At 46.7% G+C, this 25122-nt stretch carries 23 protein-coding genes; 13 read left to right on the top strand and 10 right to left on the bottom strand.

Features of this window, described 5'->3' with window-relative positions; all coding sequences use genetic code 11:
* Positions 1 to 48: 48 nt before the first annotated feature.
* Positions 49 to 843: a glycosyltransferase family 2 protein gene (locus tag ACKKE8_RS10040; protein ID WP_409178051.1), complete on the top strand. Its 795-nt coding sequence runs from the start codon at positions 49 to 51 to the stop codon at positions 841 to 843.
* On the opposite strand, the gene glf is transcribed toward ACKKE8_RS10040, so the two are convergent.
* Positions 844 to 1965 carry a UDP-galactopyranose mutase gene (gene glf, locus ACKKE8_RS10035; RefSeq protein ID WP_409178050.1) on the bottom strand — a complete coding sequence of 374 codons (1122 nt, stop codon included), beginning with the start codon at positions 1963 to 1965 and terminating at the stop codon, positions 844 to 846. It lies immediately after the preceding gene.
* A gap of 106 nt (positions 1966 to 2071) precedes the next feature.
* Between glf and ACKKE8_RS10030 the strand changes: the two genes are divergently transcribed.
* On the top strand, positions 2072 to 3808 hold the full coding sequence (locus tag ACKKE8_RS10030) for a phospho-sugar mutase (RefSeq protein WP_409178049.1): 1737 nt from the start codon (positions 2072 to 2074) through the stop codon (positions 3806 to 3808).
* Positions 3809 to 3814: 6 nt separating this feature from the next.
* Here the strand turns inward: ACKKE8_RS10030 and ACKKE8_RS10025 are convergent, their stop codons facing one another.
* The gene (locus tag ACKKE8_RS10025; protein WP_409178048.1) at positions 3815 to 4522 is read right to left on the bottom strand and encodes a hypothetical protein; all 708 of its coding nucleotides are present in this window, start codon (positions 4520 to 4522) and stop codon (positions 3815 to 3817) included.
* Positions 4523 to 4749: 227 nt separating this feature from the next.
* Between ACKKE8_RS10025 and ACKKE8_RS10020 the strand changes: the two genes are divergently transcribed.
* The 6 genes from ACKKE8_RS10020 to ACKKE8_RS09995 all read left to right on the top strand — a co-directional run bounded on the left by ACKKE8_RS10020 (position 4750) and on the right by ACKKE8_RS09995 (position 11551).
* Positions 4750 to 5616, top strand: a complete 867-nt coding sequence (locus ACKKE8_RS10020; protein WP_409178047.1) for a hypothetical protein — start codon at positions 4750 to 4752, stop codon at positions 5614 to 5616.
* A 126-nt stretch (positions 5617 to 5742) separates the two neighbouring features.
* Positions 5743 to 6714 carry a GDP-mannose 4,6-dehydratase gene (locus ACKKE8_RS10015; protein ID WP_409178046.1) on the top strand — a complete coding sequence of 324 codons (972 nt, stop codon included), beginning with the start codon at positions 5743 to 5745 and terminating at the stop codon, positions 6712 to 6714.
* Between the two features lie 44 nt (positions 6715 to 6758).
* Complete coding sequence (locus tag ACKKE8_RS10010; protein ID WP_409178045.1) at positions 6759 to 7994, top strand: glycosyltransferase family 2 protein; 1236 nt, start codon at positions 6759 to 6761, stop codon at positions 7992 to 7994.
* A gap of 30 nt (positions 7995 to 8024) precedes the next feature.
* Complete coding sequence (locus ACKKE8_RS10005) at positions 8025 to 8981, top strand: GDP-L-fucose synthase family protein (protein WP_409178044.1); 957 nt, start codon at positions 8025 to 8027, stop codon at positions 8979 to 8981.
* Positions 8978 to 10084, top strand: a complete 1107-nt coding sequence (locus ACKKE8_RS10000; protein ID WP_409178043.1) for a glycosyltransferase family 4 protein — start codon at positions 8978 to 8980, stop codon at positions 10082 to 10084. Before ACKKE8_RS10005 ends, ACKKE8_RS10000 begins: the two co-directional genes overlap by 4 nt.
* Before the next feature lie 27 nt (positions 10085 to 10111).
* Positions 10112 to 11551: an FkbM family methyltransferase gene (locus ACKKE8_RS09995; protein ID WP_409178042.1), complete on the top strand. Its 1440-nt coding sequence runs from the start codon at positions 10112 to 10114 to the stop codon at positions 11549 to 11551.
* 51 nt (positions 11552 to 11602) lie between these two features.
* On the opposite strand, the gene ACKKE8_RS09990 is transcribed toward ACKKE8_RS09995, so the two are convergent.
* The 6 genes from ACKKE8_RS09990 to ACKKE8_RS09965 form a co-directional block, all read right to left on the bottom strand.
* The gene (locus tag ACKKE8_RS09990; protein WP_409178041.1) at positions 11603 to 12487 is read right to left on the bottom strand and encodes an NAD-dependent epimerase/dehydratase family protein; all 885 of its coding nucleotides are present in this window, start codon (positions 12485 to 12487) and stop codon (positions 11603 to 11605) included.
* Positions 12488 to 12523: 36 nt separating this feature from the next.
* On the bottom strand, positions 12524 to 13117 hold the full coding sequence (locus tag ACKKE8_RS09985) for an FkbM family methyltransferase (RefSeq protein WP_409178040.1): 594 nt from the start codon (positions 13115 to 13117) through the stop codon (positions 12524 to 12526).
* A gap of 14 nt (positions 13118 to 13131) precedes the next feature.
* A complete protein-coding gene (gene rfbF / locus ACKKE8_RS09980; RefSeq protein WP_409178039.1) occupies positions 13132 to 13911 on the bottom strand; it encodes a glucose-1-phosphate cytidylyltransferase in 780 nt (259 codons plus the stop codon).
* Between the two features lie 22 nt (positions 13912 to 13933).
* Positions 13934 to 15025 (bottom strand): CDP-glucose 4,6-dehydratase, encoded by a 1092-nt coding sequence (rfbG, locus tag ACKKE8_RS09975; RefSeq protein ID WP_409178038.1) that lies wholly within the window; start codon positions 15023 to 15025, stop codon positions 13934 to 13936.
* Positions 15018 to 16421 carry a sugar phosphate nucleotidyltransferase gene (locus ACKKE8_RS09970; RefSeq protein ID WP_409178037.1) on the bottom strand — a complete coding sequence of 468 codons (1404 nt, stop codon included), beginning with the start codon at positions 16419 to 16421 and terminating at the stop codon, positions 15018 to 15020. Before ACKKE8_RS09970 ends, rfbG begins: the two co-directional genes overlap by 8 nt.
* Before the next feature lie 113 nt (positions 16422 to 16534).
* Positions 16535 to 17380, bottom strand: a complete 846-nt coding sequence (locus tag ACKKE8_RS09965) for a hypothetical protein (RefSeq protein WP_409178036.1) — start codon at positions 17378 to 17380, stop codon at positions 16535 to 16537.
* A 206-nt stretch (positions 17381 to 17586) separates the two neighbouring features.
* On the opposite strand from ACKKE8_RS09965, the gene ACKKE8_RS09960 reads away from it, so the two are divergent.
* Both ACKKE8_RS09960 and ACKKE8_RS09955 read left to right on the top strand, forming a co-directional pair.
* A complete protein-coding gene (locus tag ACKKE8_RS09960) occupies positions 17587 to 18435 on the top strand; it encodes a DUF1698 domain-containing protein (protein ID WP_409178035.1) in 849 nt (282 codons plus the stop codon).
* Positions 18436 to 18557: 122 nt separating this feature from the next.
* Positions 18558 to 19745 (top strand): glycosyltransferase family 2 protein, encoded by a 1188-nt coding sequence (locus tag ACKKE8_RS09955; protein ID WP_409178034.1) that lies wholly within the window; start codon positions 18558 to 18560, stop codon positions 19743 to 19745.
* 4 nt (positions 19746 to 19749) lie between these two features.
* On the opposite strand, the gene ACKKE8_RS09950 is transcribed toward ACKKE8_RS09955, so the two are convergent.
* Positions 19750 to 20097, bottom strand: a complete 348-nt coding sequence (locus ACKKE8_RS09950) for a DUF1360 domain-containing protein (protein WP_409178033.1) — start codon at positions 20095 to 20097, stop codon at positions 19750 to 19752.
* A 95-nt stretch (positions 20098 to 20192) separates the two neighbouring features.
* Between ACKKE8_RS09950 and ACKKE8_RS09945 the strand changes: the two genes are divergently transcribed.
* Positions 20193 to 21290 carry a peptidoglycan-binding protein gene (locus ACKKE8_RS09945; protein ID WP_409178032.1) on the top strand — a complete coding sequence of 366 codons (1098 nt, stop codon included), beginning with the start codon at positions 20193 to 20195 and terminating at the stop codon, positions 21288 to 21290.
* A 55-nt stretch (positions 21291 to 21345) separates the two neighbouring features.
* On the opposite strand, the gene ACKKE8_RS09940 is transcribed toward ACKKE8_RS09945, so the two are convergent.
* Entirely contained in the window at positions 21346 to 22692 is a 1347-nt protein-coding gene (locus ACKKE8_RS09940; protein WP_409178031.1) for a hypothetical protein, read from the bottom strand.
* Between the two features lie 134 nt (positions 22693 to 22826).
* On the opposite strand from ACKKE8_RS09940, the gene ACKKE8_RS09935 reads away from it, so the two are divergent.
* Positions 22827 to 23711 (top strand): glycosyltransferase family 2 protein, encoded by an 885-nt coding sequence (locus ACKKE8_RS09935; RefSeq protein ID WP_409178030.1) that lies wholly within the window; start codon positions 22827 to 22829, stop codon positions 23709 to 23711.
* Positions 23712 to 23819: 108 nt separating this feature from the next.
* Positions 23820 to 25025, top strand: coding sequence for a hypothetical protein (locus tag ACKKE8_RS09930; protein ID WP_409178029.1), 1206 nt, complete (start codon positions 23820 to 23822; stop codon positions 25023 to 25025).
* Positions 25026 to 25122: the final 97 nt, after the last annotated feature.

Below are 25122 nucleotides of genomic sequence, written 5' to 3'. Positions count from 1 at the left end.
ACACTAATGAAAACAACCAGTTGCAAAGATAGAGGTGTATGAAACGCCATGTCGCTCATTACTGTCGTGATTCCAACCTATAATCGGGAGAAGTATCTCCCCACAGCCATCGAAAGTGTGTTGAACCAAACGCACAAGGAATGGAAACTCCTCATTGTAGATGACGCATCTACTGACCACACACAGACAATCGTAGAAAAGTACCTCGATGATCCCCGCATTCACTACGTGCTACTCCCTGAAAATTCAGGGATCGGCAAAACAATGGCTGCTGCTCTTGAACGAATTGACACGCCCTACTTTGTCTCACTTGATTCGGATGACTGGTTCGACGAAAAGACCTTAGAAATTTTGTTGGATGAAATGGAACGCCAGCCCGAAACCACAAACGTTGTGTTCTCCAACACTGTTTTTTGGAAGGAAGTGGGTGACAAGCGCGAACTGTCCGAAATCATGCGGCCTCCGATCTATGAAGACAAGTATTATTACTTAGAAGCTCCGATGGTTTGGCCTCGTTTATATCGGACACAAGCAGTTCGTGATGTCGGTGGATTTGAATGTGATGATCCGATGCAAGGAAGGTTTTCTCATGACAAGTACATGTTATTAAAATTGATCGGAACAGGTGATATTCACTGGGTCGATGCGAACCTCTATCATTATTTGATTCACAAGAGCAACAATTCCCACACAAGAAACTGGCCGCAATGGACAAAAGCAAGAAAGTACATCCTTACGAAAATCTTGAAACTGTGGGGCGACGAGTACGAGCCTGTTTTTGTGTACACACCCGAGGGATGGATCTATGTGAACGAGCTCATTCCGAAAGAAAAGCCTTCCTAACTATTCTGTGACAATCTGCTTAAACAAGGTCAATGCCCGCGCCACTGCTTGATCCATGTTGTAATATTGATAGTCCGCGAGTCTCCCGGCAAAAAGCACCTGATCGCGTATTTGCTCCGCCTCTTGTTTATAGAGGCTGTACCGTTTGCTGTTTTCCTTGCGAGGAATTGGATAATAAGGCTCGTTTTCGCCAGGTAAATACGGCTGTGGGTATACGAAGGATATGGTTGTGTGAGGAACGACTTGACCTGTGAGGTGCTTTTGTTCGAGGATTCTGGTGAAATCATACTCATTTGGATAATTGACAGTCCCCACTTCTTGGTACCATGCCTTTTGATGCGTTTCAAAATGAAAGCGCAGGCTTCGATAAGGCAACTGCCCATGCTTATAGCCAAAAAAGGAATCGATCGGGCCTGTGTAAATCATTCGTTTATACCTGATTTCATCCGCGATTTCCTGGTAGTCCGTATTGAGGAGCACCTTTATATTCCGATGATCGAGCATGCGATGAAACATTGTCGTAAAGCCGTGCAACGGAATTCCTTGATACGTGTCCTGAAAATACCGATTGTCCCTGCTGATATACACAGGAACCCTTGCGGAAACAGACTGATCCAGCTCCTCCGGCTTCAAATCCCAATGCTTGATCGTATACCGATGAAATACTTTTTGATAAATGTACTCAGCCAAATAACCAAGCTCTTCATGTGCACTATCCCGAAGCTTCAGAATCGGAATCTTCGCCCCGAATCCATATTGACGGATCAGTAAGCTCTCCAGTTTCTGCGCATATTGCGGGGAAAACAAAGCGGACAATGCATTTAGATTGAAAGGCAACGGTATTTTTATGCCATCGACATAGGCACGCACCTCATGAAAGTACGGCCGCCACTGGGTAAAACGCGACAAATAATCCCAGACCAGCTTGGAATTCGTATGAAAGGTATGCGAACCGTATTTGTGAATCAGTACCCCTTGCTCATCATAGCAATCATAGGCATTTCCTCCGATATGATTGCGCCCCTCTACCACTAACACTTTCTGATCAAGCTCATTGGCAATCCGCTCTGCGAGTGTAGCACCCGTAAATCCAGCTCCGACAATCAGCCAATCCACCTTCATGTTAGACTCACATCCTCCAGTCTTACTCACATCCACTCACTCACTTACCCTTCCGTTAATACCCTAGTAAATGATGTCGTACTCTACACGCGGGAGTGAACTCTACATGAATGCAAACTGGCACGCACACTACACACGCTGGAACGAGTGTGAATCCCTCGATCCAGAGCTTCGTCAGCAGTTAACCGCCATGCATGCTGATGAAAAGCAGCTTGCGGATTGCTTCTCTGCCCCAATTGCGTTTGGAACCGGAGGCATGCGCGGGGTCATGGAGCCGGGAATAAACCGCATCAACTTATACACGATTCGTAAAGCAACCGCAGGGCTGGCTCTTTATTTGCTCGAAGCAAACCCGGATCTGTCCGTCAAAAAAGTCGTCATTGCCTATGATTCACGGAAGCACTCACAGTTGTTTGCCAAGGAAACCGCCAAAGTTCTCGGTCAGTACGGGATTACTACATGTATATTCAAACAGCTGACTCCTACCCCTCTGCTTTCCTTTGCTGTCCGTCACTTTTGTGCATGTGCTGGCATTGTCATTACAGCAAGCCACAATCCTCCCGAATATAACGGCTACAAAATTTATGGGGCAGACGGGGGACAAATTACACTCGCGACAGCCGAGCGACTGATGGAACATATCGTTGCAGCCGGAAATGAACTCGAAATTACCCCAGCCGATGAGCAAGAGCTGTACAAAAATGGACTTCTCCACTACATTGACGATTCTCTCTTGCATGCGTATTTGGAAAAAGTAAAGCAATTGCGCGTCCATCCAGACTTATCTCCTGCGATCCGGGAGCAAGTGAAGATCGTCTTTACTCCCTTGCACGGCACAACGTATGACTCCATCACGTGTGGATTGAAATTGTTCGGGTATACACAAGTACGTGTCGTTGAAGAGCAAGCTGTCCCCGATCCGAACTTTTCAACCGTAGACTCGCCTAATCCCGAAGAGCCTGAAGCCTTTCGATTAGCGATTTCATACGCCAAACAGGTGGATGCCGACGTGATTATGGGGACGGATCCTGATGGAGATCGTTTAGGTGTGCTTGTCAAAAATCAGGCAGGAGACTACAGTGTCCTGACAGGGAATCAGTTGGGAGCCTTGCTTCTTCATTACCTACTGGAAACCAAACAAAAAAAGAGGGAGCTCCCCTCCAACGGCATTGTATTGAAAACAATCGTCACATCTGAAATGGGCAGGGCCATCGCGACAGACTTCGGTGTATCGACAGAAGACACTTTGACAGGCTTCAAATATATTGGCGAAAAAATTGAAGCCTATAAAAAAAGTGGAGCGTACGTCTTCCAATTTGGTTACGAAGAAAGCTACGGATACTTAATCGGCGATTTTGTCCGGGATAAGGATGCCGTACAAACTGCTTTGTTGCTGGCTGACATGTGCGCGTATTACAAATCTATGCACAAAAGCCTCGATGACACACTGAATGACTTATTCAACTGTCACGGTCATTATGCGGAAGAGCTCATTTCTTTCACGTGCAAAGGAGGAGATGGTATGCAAAAAATATCGGCAACGATGTCTTCCCTGCGCAGTCAGCCACCTTCCCAAATCGCCTCCCACCCCATCATAGCCATCGAAGATTATGCCAACGGAATCCGTACAGATTGTCAGACATGTACATCCACACCGCTCACCTTGCCTGCCTCGGATACGATCAAATACTTTTTCCACGATCATTCGTGGTTTTGTGTCAGACCCTCAGGAACGGAGCCCAAAATCAAAATTTATATCGGAGTAAAAGGAACGAGTAATCAGGATAGCCAAGAAAGGCTTACCTCCTTGAAACAAGCTGTCTTGCAGCTGCTCGGATTCTAGTATGGACTAGATTTCCAAATAAGGGCCGGATTGTTGAGGATGTCCCCCCTCGACTGTTCCGTAACGAGGAGGATGATAAGCTTCTTCTGGTGTTCGTTCAGGAAAACCGGATTGGAGAAGCAAATCGCGTCTTACAAAAAAAGCGTTGACACCCTTTGAATCTGTCCCCACCAAGGCATATCCCAAGCTGGTTCCCAAAATGGCCAAGGAACTCAAGCTGGCACCATAGTAGGTATTGCCCCCCCATTTAAAATCAGGCTGATACACGATCACCATTTTTTGTGGAGGGCGAAAAGCCGCATTGTACTCAATGACGACAAGTCGCGGGGTGTAAGCAGAAAGAGCTTGCCATACCCAGTAATCATTGCCGTCAATGTCGATAGACAGCAGATCAAATTCCTTTGGGACACCATTTTCTTCGAATAACCGAGCAATATTTTCTCTCGTGATTAACTCATTCTTGATGATGACTTGGGGATAGATAGCATAGTCGGCAGACATTTTATTGCAACTGTTCAGATCTCCTTCCATCACCAATCCGCTCCATCCATGCTGCGCGACGAGATTTTTCATCATGCATTCCGAGCCATCTCCAACTCCGAATTCTACACCATAGCGATTCGTAGTTCCGATTCGCGAAAATATTTCTTCAATGATGCCGTCTTCTCCATTTTGGGAGTACACACGTTTTTCATATCGGTTTAACACATCCATTCTCCCCTTGCCTCCATTCACAACGTCCGTCTTTAACTATCTTATTTTTCTTTTTGTAAATACGATTGGTCATTCAATGAACAGGCTGCAAAACAGGCTATTTGCATGCATTTCATACAAAATGTTCCACGTAAGAGGCGCCTGCCGTTTCAAGGCCCTCTTCGGGACATATATTAGGATAAAGTTTACCAATAGGAGCCTATCAGGTATTTTGCAAGACAGAGGAGATGTGTATCGTGAGTTTGCCCATCGTGTTTATTCACAGAACAGCTGAAGATCATGTAGGAATATGCATGCAACAAGCAAAATACAGCAACCCTTCTTCTCGTATCATACTTATCGGAAGCCCTGAAAATAAGTATCTTTCTAAAGAAAATACAGAGCACTTCCTGTTGAGTCATTACTACCAAAGCGCCCAAGTTTTCTCTCATGTTTACAAGCACTCCACTTCCAACACCTACGAATACAATTTATTTTGCTTCCAACGCTGGTTTATTTTGCGCGATTTTATGAGGAGTCAAGGGATAGAACGTTGCTGTTACCTGGACTCCGACGTGATGCTGTACACAGACATCAGCAAACGAGACCATGAGGATTTCGATGACTTTACGTTCGAGTATACCTGGACGACCGTATGCCACCTGGATAAACTCAATCAATTTTGCGAATACTTGACCAAATTTTATCGTGACCCTCATTACTACCAGACCCTACTTCAATTCGCAAAAGAAATCGGGGATGCCCCCGTTTCTGACATGGTGTTATTTATCCTGTTTCACAATTACGTGCTTCGTCGCAAAGCTACGTACGGAATAGTTGCCAACGGCTTTTTCGATCATAATCTCAACTGTCCTTTTGCTCCAACCTGCCCGCAGGCTGACAGCCTAGATGGGAAGAAGAAGATTTATCAAAAGGATGGCGCTCTCTATTGCAAAATAACGGGGACGACTGACTACCTTAGCGCCCATTCCTTGCATTTTCAAGGACTTGCAAAAGCATACATCCCCTCCTTTCGCTCACAGGACATCCCGAACACAGACGATTATATGTATTTTGACTATCCGACCTGCAAATGGGTGCGTGCCGAGCCCTGATCCCAATAAAATTCCCTTTGGAAACGAGCTGTGCGCCGTGCCATTTCTTCACGTTTTTCCATATCCATAATATGTTAAGCTGTTCATCCTTCGCTATGAGCATCATGGACAGGGGGGATTCAACTCATGAAGGCATTGATTACCGGAGTAACGGGATTTGCCGGCGGTCACTTGGCTGAATATCTACTGTCGCGGGGAGATGTAGATGTTTACGGCACATTCCGGTCCCTTGCCAAAAAGGAGCAGCTGGGGCACCTGATGGACCGCGTGCATATGGAAAACTGTGAATTAAAAGATCCCCAATCTGTAAATGAACTCATCCAGAAAATAAAGCCTGATCTCATTTTTCACCTGGCTGCACAAAGCTTCGTCCCCACCTCGGTGCTCTCGCCTGCAGATACGATGGTGAACAATATTGTGCCACAGTTAAATTTGTTCGAGGCGGTACGCAACCATGCTGTTCCGTGCAAAATTCAAATCGCTTGCTCCAGTGAGGAATACGGTTTGGTTTATCCTGAGGAAATCCCCATTAAGGAGACTAACCCCCTCCGTCCTCTCAATCCATACGCAGTCAGTAAAATTGCCCAGGATTATCTCGGATATCAATATCATCACAGTTACGGCCTGGCGATCGTCCGTACCCGCACATTTCACCATACGGGTCCGAGAAGAGGCGAAAGCTATGTAACCTCCAATTTTGCCAAACAAATTGCCCAGATTGAGCTTGGTCTGCAAGAGCCCAAAGTACATGTCGGCAATCTCGGCGCGATTCGAGACTTTACAGATGTACGGGATATTGTCAAGGCATACTGGTTGGCCATTACGCGAGGCGAGCCAGGTGATGTATACAATATATCCGCGGGTACCCGTTATACCATTGAGGACATGTTGAAGACGCTGCTGGCGCTGACGGATGTGCAGGTAGACATACACGTAGACACCAAACGGTTGCGTCCCTCTGATGTAGACATCGTATTGGGTGACTCTTCGCTATTTCGTAAAAAGACGGGATGGGAGCCCGAGATCTCTTTCCAGCAAACGATGGAAGATTTATTGAATTACTGGCGCTCTGTGCTACGCCAACAGAACAGCTCTTGAAAGCGTCGAGTGGATGAGTAGAAAAAATCAGGAGGGAACTTTTTATGTCCATGCAATCCCTTCCTCTCGTAAGTGTGATCACCCCTTCGTACAATCAGGCAACATTCATCAAACGAACGATCGAAAGTGTACTGACACAAGACTATCCCCACATTGAGCATATTGTGGTCGATGGAGCCTCAACTGACGGTACACAGAGTATTTTGCAGCAATACAGCCATCTGGCAGACCGCTTCCGCTACGTTTCCGAACCAGATCGCGGCCAATCCCATGCCATCAATAAAGGATTGCAAATGGCGCGTGGTGAGATTATCGGTTGGCTCAATTCGGATGATACGTATTTTCCCGGTGCCATTCAAAAAGCCGTGGCAGCCTTGCAGCAGCATCCCGATTGGGGCGTGGTATACGGAAAAGGGCTCCATATTGATGAGAATGACAAGGTAAAGTATCCGTACATTTGGATGGAGTTTGATAGAAAAAAATTGTTTCATCTCAACCTCATTTGCCAACCCGCTGCTTTCCTGCGCAAGCATGCCTTTGAAGCAGTTGGCGGTGTAAATGAAGAACACGACTGGTGCATGGATTACGACCTGTGGAACCGCATCTCTTTGCATTATCCCATCGGAACGATACCAGAGTTTCTGGCCAACTCGCGCTTGTACGACGCGTGCAAAACGTTTGTATATGAATTGGAGCCAGGGTTTTCCGAAATTGTGAAAACGAGTGTCAGGAATCATGGCACAATTTCTAATGACTGGCTCCAATACTACACGCAGAAGTATTTTCACCTAGGAGCCGTGTGGTTTCTTCGCAAGCTGAAAACTTATCAAGCATTCGGACCTTCTCCCCAAATTGCCGCATCCAACCGCTATTCGGATGCATGGGCTCCCCAAAACTTGCGACTTACCATTCAAGCCAATCAAGGACCGATGCACGCATTACTGCTCAAGGGAAGCAACAAAAACATTGCTCCTCTTCTGCATTTTCACGTTATGCGGAATGGAAAACTCATACACAAATTTCAGGTTACCCATACCAGTTTTCAAATCGTGATCCCGATTACATCCGAAGGTCAGCTTTGCGAGGTAAGTATTTTTTGCAGCCAGCAGATCCTTCAGGACCATCCTAGCATTCCGGGAACCAAGAGATCCGTCAGTTATCACCTGGAGGATATCCTTCCTCTTTCGTATGAAGAATTCCAATTTTACCAGGCTTTTTCCAAAGGAAAGCCTCATTTAGAAAGTTGGGTAAATCGCAGAGTCCCATCCCCTCGAATTTGAATGCGGACGAGAAAGGCAGGTTGACACAATTTGAATCTGGCGAAAAAACGGATTGTGGTGACTGGTGGAGCAGGATTTCTAGGAAGCCACGTCGTTCATCAATTGCGCAAGTTGGACTGTACAGATATCTTCATCCCTAGAAGCCATGAATACGATCTTCGCAAAGAACATGATGTGAACAAGATGTTGCAAGATTTCCGGCCCGATATCCTTCTACACTTGGCTGCCGTCGTCGGCGGGATCGGCGCGAATCAAAAAAATCCCGGAAAATACTTTTACGATAATTTGATGATGGGCACTCAGCTCATGGAGCAATCCCGCTTGTTTGGCGTCGAAAAATTTGTCGCTATTGGAACTATTTGCTCCTATCCCAAGCATGCACCCGTCCCGTTTCGTGAAGAAGATATATGGAATGGCTACCCTGAAGAAACCAATGCTCCGTATGGCTTAGCTAAAAAAATGATGTTAGTCCAATCGCAAGCTTATCGTGAGCAATACGGGTTCAATTCTATTTATTTGCTTCCGGTCAATTTGTACGGTCCCGGTGACAACTTCGATTTGGAAACCTCACACGTCATCCCTGCCATCATTCGAAAATGTGTGGATGCCATACGAAATAACGAAAAGAAGATCGTGCTCTGGGGATCAGGAAGCGTGACGAGAGAGTTCATCTATGTCGAAGATGCGGCACAGGCGATTATCGCTGCTACACAGTGCTATGAACAATCGGAACCGGTCAATATCGGCTCCGGCCACGAAATTTCCATAAAAAATTTAGCCGAAATCATCAGGCAGCTAAGTGGCTTCCAAGGAGAGATCGAATGGGATAATACCAAGCCTGACGGACAACCGCGCCGCCTATTGGATGTGACCAAAGCAAAAGAGCTGTTTGGTTTCGAAGCACAAACATCCTTGCTGGCCGGCTTGGAGCAAACGATCTCTTGGTACATGGCACATCCTCAAGTGCAAGGGAGGATCCCTACATGAGAGTCGGAATAAACCTGATGTCCGTGATTCCTGGCAAAATCGGCGGGATGGAACAGTATGTCAGGAACTTGCTGGCCTACTCGATGAATGCTGGGGACGGCCATCAGTGGTTTCTTTTTTTATCCTCACACAATTTCCATACCTTTGAGGCGCAAAAAAATGTGCGTAAATTCATGGTCCCTGACCGCGGTAATGCACACGCGATGCTTCATTACTGGATCAGATCTCTGCAGTTGAATTTGTGGTTTTGTCCGCTGCTTGTATTGAATCCACCCGATGTCACAATTCCTTCTGTTATCAACATTCCAGATATCCAACATGAGTATTACCCGGAGTTTTTCGATGCTCATTCCTTACGCTGGCGACTAGACAACTACAAATCGTCTGCACAGCGTTGCAGTGCCGTTCTGACTCTCTCGGAGTTTTCCAAACAAACGATCCTCCAAAAATTCGGGCTTCCACCGCATAAAGTACATGCGATCCACCTGGATGCTTCGCGGGAATTTTCCTTGCCGCATAACGAGGCACTCAACCAGCAGGTTCTGCAAAAATATCAGTTGCCCAGTGAATACGGCTTTTTCCCCGCCAATACCTGGCATCACAAAAATCACCTGAATGTATTCAAAGCACTCGTCACGTTGCGAGATAAACACAATATACGGATTCCCATGGTTTTCACCGGTTTTGCACAAGAGGCTCATCAAAACGTCATGAATTACATCACGAATAACCAGCTGTGGAGCCAAGTCAAATGGCTCCATTACGTGCCGCAGGAAGAGATGCCGTACTTGTACCGGAATGCCCAGTTCCTTTGCTTCCCTTCCCTTTTCGAAGGCTTTGGCATTCCGCTGGTAGAGGCGATGAAGTCCAACATTCCAATCGTTTGCTCCAATGCAGGGAGCATTCCTGAGGTGGTGGGTGACGCTGCTCTCACCTTCGACCCGAATATTTCCGATGATATCGCGGTGAAGCTTGCCCATCTTTATTTGTCACCTGATGCAAGGGCAGACCTGGTTGAAAAAGGCATCCATCAAGCCAAGCACTTTTCGTGGGAGAAATGCGCACGAGAAACACTGGCTGTCTTTTCTTCCGTCGCACGCTAATGACTTTTGAAAGGAGGTCATCTTTGTATGTCACGCATGCAGCAAATTCGGGAGACGTGGAGGAAGGAGCGCCGAATCCCGTTTCCGTTAACAGAACAAGAGACTTGGGATTTTTGGCTATTGGAAGCACCGACAACCGATTTGAAAAAGTCAAAGATCAAGCATATAGCCAAGACGATGGGCATACGCACCTTGATCGAGACAGGTACGTTTAAGGGCGACATGCTGCAAGCGATGAAAAACCATTTCGACTTGCTCGTTTCCATCGAGCTGGATGAAGCTTTGTTTATCGCGGCAAAAGAGAAATTTTCTGGTGACCGCCACATCCATATCCTCCACGGTGACAGTGGAGAAATATTGACGAACCTGATGCACTCTGTCACAACACCTTGCCTGTTTTGGCTGGACGGTCATTACATTCCCCGCTCAACTGAGGCAGCCAAAGGAAACCTGGACACTCCAATCCTGCAGGAACTTGCTGCCATCCTGCAGCATTCTGTGCAAAATCACGTCATTTTGATTGATGATGCTCGTTGCTTTATTGGTCCCAATCCATTATTGAAGGATTATCCCACTATCCAGGAACTACGGGAATTCGTTCATTCTCTTCGTCCTGATCTCCTATTCGTCATAGGAAATGACATCATCATGATCTACAATCCAATTGAAGGAGCAACGAATTCGATGAAGAAAGTTGACTTTCACCTGCCGTTTGACAATCAAACCTTTACCGTCTATGGGGATGACTCCGATCAAAGCGTCCTGTTCTACATTGACTACTTCAAAGGATACTATGAAGACTACGTCATTCTTCCGCTGAAAAAAATCGTACAACCTGACGATATTTGCCTAGACATCGGAGCGAACATCGGAGCGATATCACTCGCCCTGAGCTATCTCACACCACAAGGCAAGGTTTACGCGTTCGAGCCCTCGGATGCCAATTATCCGTATCTCCTGCGAAACCTGTCCGAGAATCACATCACCAATGTCGAACCAATCCAGCTCGGCATAGCGGACCGTAACGGAAACATTCATTTTAATGACGACCCGCGCGGAGGCGGATGGTCTTACATCCCGCATGAACCAAAAGACGTGGAGAAATCCACTCAATTTATATCGTGTGTCAGGCTGGATGACTGGGTAGAACAGAATATGATATCGCGCATCGACCTCATTAAAATCGACGTAGAAGGATCGGAAGTCCTGGTATTGGAAAGTGCCATGCGAACGCTTAAGCAATGGGACCCGGATGTGATTATTGAATTCAACCCGGAAAGCATCAAAGAAAATTTCGGCAGACATCCGCTCGTGCTATACACACTACTGGAGAAATTGTTTACCCATCTGTATATTTTCAAGCGGGACAATACGGTGGTAAAAGTGAAGAACTACAACCATTTACTGGACGAAATGAAACCTTACCACGCTGATCTGTTCTGCACGAACAAAACCTTCCTCGACTAAGTGCACACGAAAAAACATGGCTGCAGGCTCGCCATGTTTTTTGTTTCGTTGCTATTGGAAAGCCATTACCTTCCTCAATCCATCCTCCAGCTTCACCTGAGGATTCCACCCCAGTGCTTGCAGCGGTGGAATATCTGCTTGTGAATGCATGATTTCCATGTCTGTATAAGCAATCGCTCCGAACTTTAGGACCGTGCTTGATTTGGTCATCTGATGAACTAGTTCTACAAACTCTCGGATCGAGGTAGCAGTACCTGTCCCCACCTGGTATTCCGTAAATCCAGCCGGTAGACAGGCAGCATGCGCCAACAGCACACGAAAGGCGGAAACAACATCATCCACATAAATAAAGTCCCTTGCTTGCTTCCCTTCTGTAAGCCTTAGTTCAGGCTGATTTTCGAGACAGCTTTTGATGACAGAAGAAACGAATTTATTCGTATTATCATAGGGACCATACATATGCTCCAGCCGGACGTTGATGAATTGCAGGGAAGACATATATGCTAGGCATTTTCCCCATTCTCTGAAATGACGCTTCGTCAAATTGTATGGTTGTAGATGTCTGGATAATCGAACAGGGGCACTGGAAAACGTATCCGTATTCAGAAAAACAGGGGTGCCAAAACGTATGGCCATATCCAGCAGTTTCAGCGGAAAGGTCACATTGGCATCTACCATCATGGCATTACTTTCGTTGTTGCGTCCATAACAGGTTGCCGTATGGATAATCGCATCGATTCTCCCTTGCTTAAAAAAAGGAGCTTCCCATTGACCGTGATCCGTATCATACGTAATCAAATCAGGCAATATGTCCTGAATACGCGAACAATCGGAGGTGCTCCTTTTCAAAATGATGACGGTATGTCCGTCCAATCGCAGCGCTTTTACGAGCTGGCTTCCGAGAAAACCAGTCGCGCCGGTCACAAGTATCTTCATTTGGGATCGCTCCCCTTCACCTACTTGTCTCTCTTCTTATATCCAGTTCAAATCGATGTTGTGAATTTGTTTTTCTTGCATGACCATCCGGAAGTGATCGGCCTTCGCTTTCAAGCCTTCGATGAGCCATTCATGATTTTCTACGACGATTTTTTCTATTTGCTGGTGTAAATTTAGCTCTACGATCTTTTCCAGCAGTTCAAATTCTGCCCCCTCGATATCTATTTTGATCAATTTGATCGGACGATTGAGCATTTGGATGAACTGTGTCAAATCAATGACCTCTACCTCTACATACTTAGCGGGATTCGTAACAGGATGATTCGCCAAAAGGGAAGAAGCATAAGCAGACCCTGCTGGATCCGTATGGTAAAGATCATGCAAATGCAAGCGCAGCTTGTCGTTTTTATGCCAAACCGCTTTGTTTATACAGACTACATTGGGATAGGGTCCCACCCTTTTTTTCAATTCCTCAAATACAAATGGATTCGGTTCAAACGCAAAGACGAGGGCACCTTTATCCGCCATTTTTTGAGAAATGACCCCGTAATTTGCCCCACAATCGATCGTGATGTCCCCGTATCCGATCGGAGAAAAAACTTCTTCACTGTTCTCGTTTAATCCGCCCACTCCTGCTTCCTCCTTTAAGTTCGGCTGGTTGCCCATGCTGCTTTTCCGGATTTCCACAGTTCTTCCAAGTAGTTTTTATCTCGCAAAGTATCCATTGGTTGCCAAAAACCGGTATGCTTGAAGGCCATCAGTTGATTCGCCTTGGCTAAGCCCTCCAGCGGCTCTTTTTCCAATACCGTCTCATCACCCGCAATATAGTCAAATACGCCCGGCTCCATGACAAAAAAACCAGCATTAATCCACCCGCCGTCTCCCTTTGGCTTCTCCTGGAATCCTGTTACGGTGTTCCCATTGGCAATATCCAATGCTCCGAATCTGCCTGGCGGTTGAGTCGTGGTGATCGTTGCGAGCTTTTTATGCATGCGATGAAATTTTACCAGCTGTTCAATATCAATGTCGGATAAGCCATCTCCATACGTCAGCATGAATGTTTCTTTTCCCACATACTTGTGAATGCGCTTCACCCTTCCACCTGTCCCTGTGTCTTTCCCTGTATCAATCAATGTGACTCGCCACGGAGCAGCATTGTGGTTGTGAAAAGTGACCTGATTGTCATTACGAAAATCGAACGTCACATCAGAGTGGTGAAGGAAGTAGTGCGCAAAGTACTCCTTGATCATGTAGCCTTTGTACCCGAGACAGATGATGAAATCATGGAAACCGTACTTGGAATAAATGGACATGATATGACAAATAATGGGCCAATCACCGATCTCAATGAGCGGCTTCGGACGAAGATGCGTTTCTTCTCCAATGCGTGTGCCATACCCTCCTGCTAGGATGACGACTTTCATTGGCTGCCCTCCTTCCTGGTGTTCACTGGGCTCTATCTGAATACGCTGCGATTTGGGCCAAACAGATTTCTCTTACGTCTTGCTTACGCTGATAAGCCTTATGCCAAGAAATGATACTGTCCAAGGTCTGTTCGAGCGACCAGTTGGGCTTCCAGCCTAGTACGCTTTTGGCTTTGGAACAGTCCAGCTTTAAATATTGGGCTTCGTGCCATTGTGGATCGGTTCGCTCTGCTTCAAAGCGGGCACCAGCTCCCCATCGCTCACACAATTGCTGGACGATCCACTCCACGGATTTGGCACCCTCATCATTCGGACCAAAATTCCAGCTCTGGGCGTAATCCTTGCCATTCGCCCACATTTTTTCAGCGAGCATCAAATAGCCCTTCAGTGGCTCAAGGACGTGCTGCCACGGTCGAATCGCTTGTGGATTCCGGATGGTGATTTTCTCTCCCTTTATTAAGGCGCTAAGGCAATCCGGTATCAAGCGATCAAGAGCCCAATCACCGCCGCCGATTACATTGCCTGCTCGCGCTGAAGCAATGGCTACGCCATGCTGGTGATACTGGTCGGGGTGGAAAAAAGCATTGCGATAGGAGGCAGTCACTTGCTCCGAACATGCTTTGCTGTTGGAATACGGGTCATAGCCGCCCAATACATCCTGCTCACGGTATCCCCACACCCATTCCCGATTTTCGTAAACCTTATCCGTCGTAACATTGATGATCGCTTTGATTTTCATTCCGTTTTGCACAGCCACTCTCGCCGCTTCGAGTACATTCACCGTACCCATGACATTGATTTCGTAGGTTTCCGCCGGATATTGATACGATAGACGCACCAGCGGCTGAGCGGCCATGTGGATGATGATATCCGGGTTTGCTTGGTTGATCGCTTTTTGAACACTTTCCTTCGATCTGACATCGTCAATGATTGAATCAACCAATGAGCTAATTTGGGCACACTCAAAAATACTCGGATTTGTCGGCGGCGACAGCGCATACCCTGTTACCTTCGCCCCTAAGTGATGAAGCCATAAGCATAACCAAGATCCTTTAAAACCCGTATGACCTGTGATCAATACTTTTTTGTCTCGCCAGAACGCTGGATCAATCATCGTGATCACCTTGGTTCGCAATCTGCTTCAGAATCTCGGTCCAAGTCATTCCGAGTCGTACGATATCTTCTTCTATCAACTGACTTCCCATCTGTACCTCGATGAATTCCAGCTCATTCGTCGCCTTGATTGCATGTTTGGCTCCTACCGGGATTTGCAATACGTCACCTGGTTCAACCTGGCTCAGCTGATCATCCAAGATGAACTCGCCGCAGCCCTCTACGATAATCCATACCTCACTACGATAGTGATGATACTGATAGCTCAAATTTTTCCCGGCGTATATACGGATTCTTTTCGTTAATACTTCCACATCGTCTTCATTCTTCTGAAAATGCATCACCTGATACCATCCCCAGCGCCGCTCTTCATACATTGGGCGCTTTGTCCAATCCAAAGCCAAATTTTTGACCATATGACTTTGCTCCTTGGAAGAAACAAGGATACCGTCAGGACTAGCCGCCACGATCATATCCGACAGACCGATGGACACGATAGGTATGTCCAACTCGTTGATAACGTGCGTGTTCGTGCAACTCTCATCAAGCAAGACCTTACCCATTGCTTTCCCGCTCATTTCTTCCGTGAGCGTATTCCACGTCCCCAAGTCTTTCCAGTATCCGTCATACGGGAGAACGACTACTTTCTCTGCCTTTTCTACGATCTCATAGTCAAAGCTGATGGCAGGCATTTGGCTATATTGCTCAAGCATGCGGTTGTATTCAGTAGGCAAACCTTTTTGCTCCAATTCGCGAATCAGATAGCCCAATCGAAAAGCAAAAATTCCACAATTCCACAGGGCCTTCTTTTCTACTAAATCCTGCGCTTGCTCAAGTGACGGCTTTTCTTTGAAGCTTTCTACTTTTTGATAGGCATGAGGCCTTTCCCCCTGATTCGATTCTGATTCTAGCTGTGGAACAATGTAGCCGTATTTCGTAGATGGATACGTAGGCTTCACTCCGATTAATGCAAGATTCGCGCCTGATTTGAGTATGACATTCTCCAGCTCCTTGATCCTGTCCATGAAGCGATCCTCAACGAATGGATCGACAGGCATGATGGCTATGACCTCATCCGGGTCCATTGTCAAAGCAGAATACAAATAGGTAACCGCTAAAGCAATGGCAGGAAAGGTATCCCTTTTCTCAGGCTCCACGATCAAGGGAACGCCTTCACCTAGTTGGCTTTGAAGCAAATCAACATGTGAGCGGCCCGTTGAAATATAAACAGGCTCCGACCAATTGCGCGAGGTCAGCTGCCTCCACACTCGTTGAACCATCGCCTCCGGTTGGGCATGTGCATTGCCTATCAACTTCAAGAACTGTTTGGATCTGACATCATTGGAGAGCGGCCACAGCCTTTTCCCAGAACCACCCGATAGTAATATCAGTTTCACCCAGGCCACCTCTATCCGTTTATCGTGTTGTATGCACCATCTTATGCGTTTGTCGCAGTCGATGCTCTATCGTCCAATGAAAATGGTCAAATAACACGAGAGATGATAGAAGCCTATAAAAACTGAATCCAACGATTCGAAACATAATCGAAAATGTAAGAACCCGCTTGTGGGAGATAAGGAGCCGTGAAAAACCTCATAAAGTGCTTCATGTGTCCTTGAAAATGCAGAGAAAACAACGGCATATATCGGCCCGTTGCCTTATCCTTGCAGCACAAGATACCGTTTATCGAGTAAATTTTCTTATAGCCGTACAAATTCTCCACCGATGTAGCCTGCTGAATATTCCCATCAATTATGCCATCATGAAACAAGCCGTTCGTGATTTGGTAATTCTTGAAATGCGAAAGAAATAGCAAGGCCAGCACCATATCAGTAATTAAAGGCTGATTGAATCTTACATGTTCCTTTCTCTGCATCGTGTACTGGACGACTTTCGCGAATGCAATAGGATTGGCAAAGTGAGACCTCATGAACTCGCAATATTGTTCCAGCCACTGCCTGTCTACGAAATTGGTCCATACGAATTCCATCGTAAAGTTGTCAAAGCGCGGATGGTTCACGTCGGTAAACAGCATGACATCCGTATCGATATAACAGCATTTCGGAATCTGATGCTTTTCCATAAACGCCAACAAAATAAACCATCTTTGAAAACAAAACAAATTGTATTCAAAGGGCATGAAATGAATATGTTTATAGACTCTCGTCATTTCAATGGCGGCGTGCATATAATCGTCTATCATCTCGTGAATGATGCCGTTCGTAGCATACCTCCTGTTTCCTCCATTCCCTATTAGAAAGACAGGGGAATGGGGATTACTTCTTTTCGCTTGCTGCAAGCTGTATGTGAGATAATCATCGTCTCCGCGATGGATGATCACAATGGGTAAGGGCATACTCTTTCCGCCTCCTTTACTCCCCATACTTTATGTAAGTGAAAGACAACGAGAAACAGGCATATGCCTTTTTTCCGAAAACCTGCTTGTTGGCAAGCAACAATCCACGTGATTAGGACAAAATTAATGCATTTACATCATTCCCCCCAGTATTGTCCGTACATATCGTATAGGGCAAGCACTATGCAATGAAGGGGGACATGTCGATGGGAAGATTTTGGACAGATCAGGAAATCCTCGATGAGATCAACAAACGGCGATGGTACCATAAAATCGCACTGAGACCCGGTATCGTCACTCCCGGGATTTCGCTTCTGGAAAATGTATGGAATATGACACGACAATCCAGAGAATATATCCAATATTCGGGGAAACGCGTCCTTGATCTCGCTAGCTTTGACGGTATGTGGGCTTTTGAAGCGGAGCAACGAGGGGCAAGTCTTGTGGTGGCTACAGACTGTATGCAGCCACTCTATTTGAATTTTGAGTTTTGCAAGAACATCCTGCAAAGCAAAGTTTTACCGCTGTACAATACCAGCCCTTATAAACTATGGGAGGGGCTGCAAGTATTGTTGATGGACGATTTTTCAGAACCACTGCCGTTCCCTCATCAAATTCGGCATAATCAATTTGATGTCGTCCAGCATCTTGGTCTGCTCTATCATCTGCGCGATCCGATGTGGACATTGTCGCAATGCAGAAGCGTGATTAAACCAGGTGGGCACCTCTTGTTGGAAACTGCCTGTATTTTGGATACGAACCAATCGATCATGGTCTACAACGGAGCTCCTGGACAAATGAACCGGATTTATAAGGACGATACCACTTGGTGGTTGCCATCCGTACTTTGCATTGCGGAGATGCTGAAGAGCACGTTGTTTGAAGTTATTCCTGAATCGATTCGAACCATCCCTTCTGGCAAAATAAACAATTACGATGCAGGTCGCATCAGCCTCGTGGCAAGAGCCATTCCAGGCAGCGAGATCGACCATAACTGTCTCGCGGAGTTGCTCCGTATATTCCGCAATCCAGGGATCGTTCCAGACTACTTGTAATATCCGGGTAAAATGGAATCGGGTGCACAAGAACAACGATGCTTGTGTACCCGATTTTCCATTCTTTCATAGTCTGAAGGTAGTGCATGCATTTTTATGATGGAAAGATGGGAGTGAATCTCGTGTCCCACCCACACCAACCTCTCGTGAGTATCATTACCCCCTCTTACAACCAAGGCCGGTTTATTCGTGAGACAATAAATAGCATATTGACCCAAGACTATCTAAACCTTGAGCATATCGTGGTCGACGGAGGCTCTACTGACGATACGCTCTCCATCTTGCAAGAATATGCACAAAAAGATCCGCGCTTCCGTTATATTTCCGAACCGGATCGCGGACAGTCTCATGCACTTAACAAAGGCCTTGCAATGGCAAGAGGGGAAATCATCGGCTGGCTGAATTCAGACGACATGTATGTACCTGGCGCCATCCAAGCAACTGTTCATGCTTTTGCGTCCAACCCGAGTTGGGGAATGCTTCACGGCAATTGCCATGTCACGAATGAATATGGGCAAATATCCTCCAGTTACCCATCAGAACCAGCTGACGCCAAGAAATTGTATCAAAGCTGCTGTATATGCCAGCCCTCCGCTTTCATCAGAGCCAACGTCTTCAGGCATATGGGGGGTGTCGATGAAACACTTCAATTTTGCATGGACTACGACCTCTGGATGCGAATCGCCAAATTTTATCCGATTGGCTACATCGCCCAGTATTTGGGAAGTGCACGAATCCACGGTGCCTGCAAATCAGCTACACAATGGCATTCTATCGGTGTACCTGAAGTATTAAGATCGCTGGCGAAAAATTATGCTTCGATACCAAGCCACTGGATTTCGTACGTTCCACATTACAAAGGCATGGGTGTACTAAACCTTTTAAAACTGTATAAAACATTCCCTTCCACGACGTCCCGCATCTCAAGCATGAATCGCAGTGTTGACTTATGGGCGCCTCCCGTCTTGCGCGTTATCGTTGAATCAGTGCCTTCTGCACCTGCCCAAATGCTTTTGGTAAAGGGAAGAGTCCCGGGCTCTACTGCCAGGTTGGCGAAGCCGATTGTGCTCACTGCCCTCGTAAATGGGGTAGGCGTAAAAAGCTATACCGTCGACAAACCCACGTTCGCCCTTGAAATCCCGCTCGATCCCAGAGCGACGATGCATCGAGTGGACATTTCTTCGTCCAGTGTCTCCGCTCCGACCACACCTCAAGCCCAGCACAGAATGGTGGGAGGCTACATGGCAGAAGAGATCATTCCGCTATCCCATGATGAAGTACTTGTTTATAAAGCATTTGCAAGGAGCTAACCTTTTAATTTGAGTATAGCTTCGTCTCAATGACAGCCGCCGCTCCGGCTATAGCAAGCAGGAGCAACAAAGGATAGGCGGCTGGTACATACATATACAACCCAACGATCAAAGCGCCCACCCAAATTCCCACGCACCAATGGCAGCTCAACAATCTGCCTATCCATTGGCGCACCCTCCCGCCTTTAAATTGAAGGTCCCGAACCATTTGCCCCGACTCATCGGGTACATATAACACCTGGTAAAATGGGTTTCGCAGAAAAGACGTGATCTCATCAAAAACAATCAAATGCGTCAGACGAAAGCTTGCCAACACAAGGATGATTAGGTCGATCCAAGAGAGGTCAAACATTCCACCTCCACCTCTTTCCAATATTTTGTGCTTTTCTCATTTGTTCCACATTTAGTACCATTGTGGTGCGACAAACCAGAGAAAGGCGTGATGAGATGAATCGCAATATGAAGAAGATTGCAACCATCCTTTCCCTGTCCGTCCTCGTTACCATGATCGGACAACCTGCATTTGCAAAAACAAGCTTTACCTCTTTGAAAAAAGGGATGAAAAACTCGCGGGTGCTTGAAATGGAAAAGATGCTCGATGCACTCCATTACGACTACAAGCTGGTAGTGGACAAGATCTACAACAGCAACACGGTTTATAACGTCAAAGCGTTTCAGAAAAAATACAAGCTCAAGCAAACAGGAGTTGTGAACAAGGCTACTTACGATAAACTGAAGAGCGTGTACAAAGCACACAATCAGAAGCCGACTACACCACCAGTTACACCTTCCAAGCCATCCGAGCCAAATGAGTCCAATGATAACACTACACTGAAATTAGGTGCTAGCGGTGATAGCGTGAAGGAATTGCAAACGATGCTCGCTGGCCTCGGATACAAAGTAACTGCTTCGGGTCATTACGATGAATCTACTCGCTTTGCCGTCATGCTATTCCAGTCGCGCAATAAACAACCCTTGACCGGTGAAGCTGACGCCAAAACCTACACTGCGATTCAAACACAATACAAGAGCAATCCAGTACAGCCTAAACCAGATACGAAGCCAACCGTCCCAACAAATCCAACGATTCCTGTAACACCGAGCAAGCCTGAGCAACCGCAAAACCCTGGTGCCGGCACGCAGGTTCCTCTTCCCGCTGAATTGACGGCTGAGGAAAAAGAAATGGTTCAGCTCGTGAATCAAGAGCGCATCAGCCGTGGACTCGCACCTTATCAAGTGGACATGCAGTTGGTGAAAGTTGCACGCGTGAAAGCCCAAGAGATGGTAAGCAAAGGTTACTTTAGCCACACCTCTCCCACTTACGGCTCTCCGTTCCAAATGATGGACACTTTTGGTATTGGCTATTTAGCTGCTGCTGAAAATATTGCCCAAAACTACTCTGTAAGCAGCGCTCATCAAATGTTCATGAATTCCTCCGGGCACAAGGCCAATATTATGAGTCCAACATACGATTACGTAGCCATTGCTGTCGTAAATGGCGGACCGCACGGGAAAACGTTCGTGCAAATGTTCTTGAAAAAATAGAGACGCGGAACGGAAAAGCCATCATTTCTACTGAAATGGTGGCTTTTCTTCCATATTAGAAAGACACGGCGATCCGATTATTGGCTGAAAAGTGTACCGTCTGATCGTTGCACAGCACGACACCCTCGACAACGATTCCCTTCCCCGCTTCTTGTTTCATAAAAGAAATCTGGAAGTTTTGGAACGCTTCCGTCGATTCCGGCGGAATGGATACAGGCTGGATCGGTGCTATCCAATATTCCCCTCTCTCCATCGCTTGGGCAAACCAATCGTCTTCTAAGTATCTCCACCCTTTCATGCCCGATGTACCTTGCACGGCCATCGTCTCCACGAGCTTCGGAGGCAATACCTGCCCTCCCATTTTGATCGAATCGACAGGAGAGACGCGCAAGCAAACGATTGGATTGTTCAGTTCAACGTTCCCCGTATTTTTCACCTGGAGTGTACCAATTAACAGGTACGGCTTCTCAACTGATTCGGAGTGAATCAACGTGTAATCAAAATACACTTCTGCCGCTGCACGCAATTCAACGTGTTCAGGCACTTCTTCGATCGGATGAACGGTCACTACCTGTTCCAGCAGTTCTTCTTCTGCCAAGATCAAAAACTCTTCCCGTTCACTGTTTGATTCACTGTTTGAATCACTTGCCTCATTACTCGGCTGATCACTTTCCTGAATCGAGCTTTGTTCCTCTGCCAATGGCTTTTCGTCTGCGTCCTGCTGACTCTCTTTATCAGAGGTAAAGAGCATCGTAGAATAAAACAGCTTTAAAATATTGGGTGGTAAAAACGCCATTGGTTGAATGTGTAATCCATTTTGAAAATACTCCAAAATCCCTGACGCTAAGTGAAGCGCAATTTTTTCCGCATAGATCTTACGCTTGTTCACTTCTGTATAAAGCGGCAACTGCAACTGGATATGAACGATTGCTGGTTGCTTTTGGTTTTTGATTACTTTATAGTGACACGGGATTCCTGACTGCTGCATTTCTGCACGCAAACACTTGACCAGCTCTTGCCGCTTTTCGTCCTCCAACTGAAAGAAAATCAGCCTGGGTTTTTCCAGGACTCGCATTTCCTTCAAACTGAAACGAATGGCGACATCCGTATTTTTAGCCAGAGTCGAATTGTTTTGGCTTAAGACAACCTCCATCCCGCTGTCAGAGAGAAATTTTTGTACGTTCCCCAATACCTCCCACTCGTAGGCGGTTGTTCCTGCAGATACGCCTGTAAAAAGAGCGCAAACTTTTCCTTTCAACCCCGAATCCAAGTCAATTCTGTTATTCGTCGAATCCCACTTCAATTGAAAACCATTTTTCTTGCAAAACAAACGAAACGCTGGCAGAGCCGCGTATGGCATGGTCCCGCCACGTTGACCACTGTAATATACCTCAACATCCATTCCCATCTCTCCTCACGCACTTTCCTGAGTCCGCGATATTGTATGAATGCCCAGTGTCCAAAGTGAACATTTTTGCCGATGACCGTTCCGAAGAAGCACTTCGCGCATACGATGCTACAGAAAGGAGTGGTTATATGCCCACCTCACAAATGCCCCTGATCTCCATTATCATTCCTGTAAAAAATGAGGGGGACAATGTGCGTTCTACCATCACTTCCCTTTTAAATACAAGAACCACGTATCCGTATGAAGTGATCGTAGTCGATGATGCCTCAACTGATAACGGTTGTTACTTTTTACAAGACCAAGGGCAAAATGAAAAAATAAAATTAATCACAACAGAAGGTATTGGTGCTGCAGCAGCACGAAACTTGGGCGTGGATCATGCCCGTGGGAACTACTTCATTTTTTGCGATGCCCATCTGTCTTTTGAAAACTTTTGGATCGATCGCATGATGGAGCTCATTCTTACCAAAAAAGCAGATGGCGTTGCTCCTGGAATCGCGTCCATGACGGAGCCACATAAAATTGGATATGGGCAAAATCTGAATCAAAAGCTCGAGATCACCTGGTATCCAAAGCCAAATGGCCCAGCGCCGGTTGCGATATTGCCTGGGGGATGCTTCCTGGTCACCAGAGAAGCTTTTATGAAAGTTGGGGGTTTTGATCGCGGTTTTCGCATATGGGGATTTGAAGATATCGAGTTTTCCATCAAAATGTGGCTCTTCGGATATACGTGTATGGTCCAGCCATCTGTGAAAATCTTACATTTATTTAGGCAAGTTCACCCTTACACAGTTGCGCATGAGCACATTTATTACAATATGCTTCGAATGGCGTACAGCCATTTTAACGAGCAGCGGATTGAGGCAGCGAAAAAACTTGTACTCTACGCAAATGCGAGTGAAATCACGGATGATGTGCTGACTTGCGGGGCTGCCGCTCAGCGTGTTCGATACACTGCCCAAAGAAAATTCGACGATAATTGGTACTTTCAAAAATTTCAAATTCCCTTCTGACAAGATAGTGACCTAAAAAATAGGCGCATGCTCAACATGCCAAACTCCCGTTGCCCACATAGTATGTAACTGCAAAGCAAACTCCCTAGGAAAGGAAGGATTCTTACGGTGAAACATCACGTGAAGCCCATTATGGGTCGCCAGCTCCCTACACCGACGCCTACAGCAACTCCTCCTATATCGAACAACCTGCAGGAAGAGTGCATTCGCGTCAACAAGGTGTATGACTGGGTAGTATTAGCGAACAGCTACCGAAACAAGATTGCCCTTCCCGACGATTGTCAAGCTCTGGTAGACGCTGCCATTCGTGCAGGGCAAGATATCACACTCTCTTGCGTTGAGCCAGTTTCTCCTGGTCCTACTTGCAGAGTCGTCAGTATTCGCCGCGAGAACATTACAGTCGGTGGGACCACCGTTCGGGTCGGGGTCGTTCGCTTCGTGTTCGGAGCCACTGTACTGGTTCGTGTCTTCGCAGATGGAACACCTCTCTGCGAATTCACAACGACAGTGCAATTCGATCAGGAAGTCGTTCTCTGCCTGCCTGAACCGCTTGATGAGGACAATATCTTGTGCCGTATCAGCGCTTTCGAGTGCTCACCGACCGGTACCGTTCTCCTCGGCGGCATGGTTCAACTCGACGTCATTGTCTGCGTAGAAATCCAGGTAGAAGCTGAAGTCAAGCTGGAAGTACTGGCGAAATTCTGCGCACCTCGTCCAAACAACATTCCAATTCCATCGCCAACGCCATCTTTCCGTTGCCCGCCGATCGTATTCCCGCCACAATGCCCACCAATCTTCCCAGTACGCAACTGCGATTGCCAGGCGTCCGTCAACGCATTGGTACCAACCGTCTCCGTATCGATTGGTATCCCACTCGCACTCGCCGCTGGTACGATTCAGCTCATCGCAGATATCTGCCCAAGCTGCGATCCGTCCAGCAGCTCGTTTACCTTTAATTTCTTTGATAATGTATTGCCTGATGTACTCCCTGGCGATCAAAGCTTCAGCTTCTCGCCTACGACTATCAGCTCTCCGACCTGCATTACCGTCTTGCCGATCCTTCCTATCGTAACAGGTCTCGTCGTAACAGGTACCGGCGTACAAACATTTACGGCAACAGGGGCACAGGAGACCGTAACCTACTCCCTCACCTTGGCGGAAACAGGTCTCGGCCTGCCTGATGTCATCATCCTGACACTCACGAACTCTGCCGGTGTCCTTATTTTCTCCGCAACCGTCACTGTTGTGCCAGACGAACAATTGCTGGTTGCCGATTGCATCACTTTCGGGGATATCGTCATCACTTCTCCGTAAGCAAAACAAAAAAGATGATTTCCAATCAGGCGGGAGAAGACCAACACTTCTCCCGTTTTTTCTATGGATAAACAGTCACTACAATACAGGCACCAAT

The organism is Brevibacillus fortis (assembly GCF_046196545.1).
Taxonomy (GTDB): Bacteria; Bacillota; Bacilli; order Brevibacillales; family Brevibacillaceae; genus Brevibacillus; species Brevibacillus fortis_A.
Note: the sequence above shows the minus strand (reverse complement) of the source record. Positions and strands in the feature narration are given on the sequence as shown.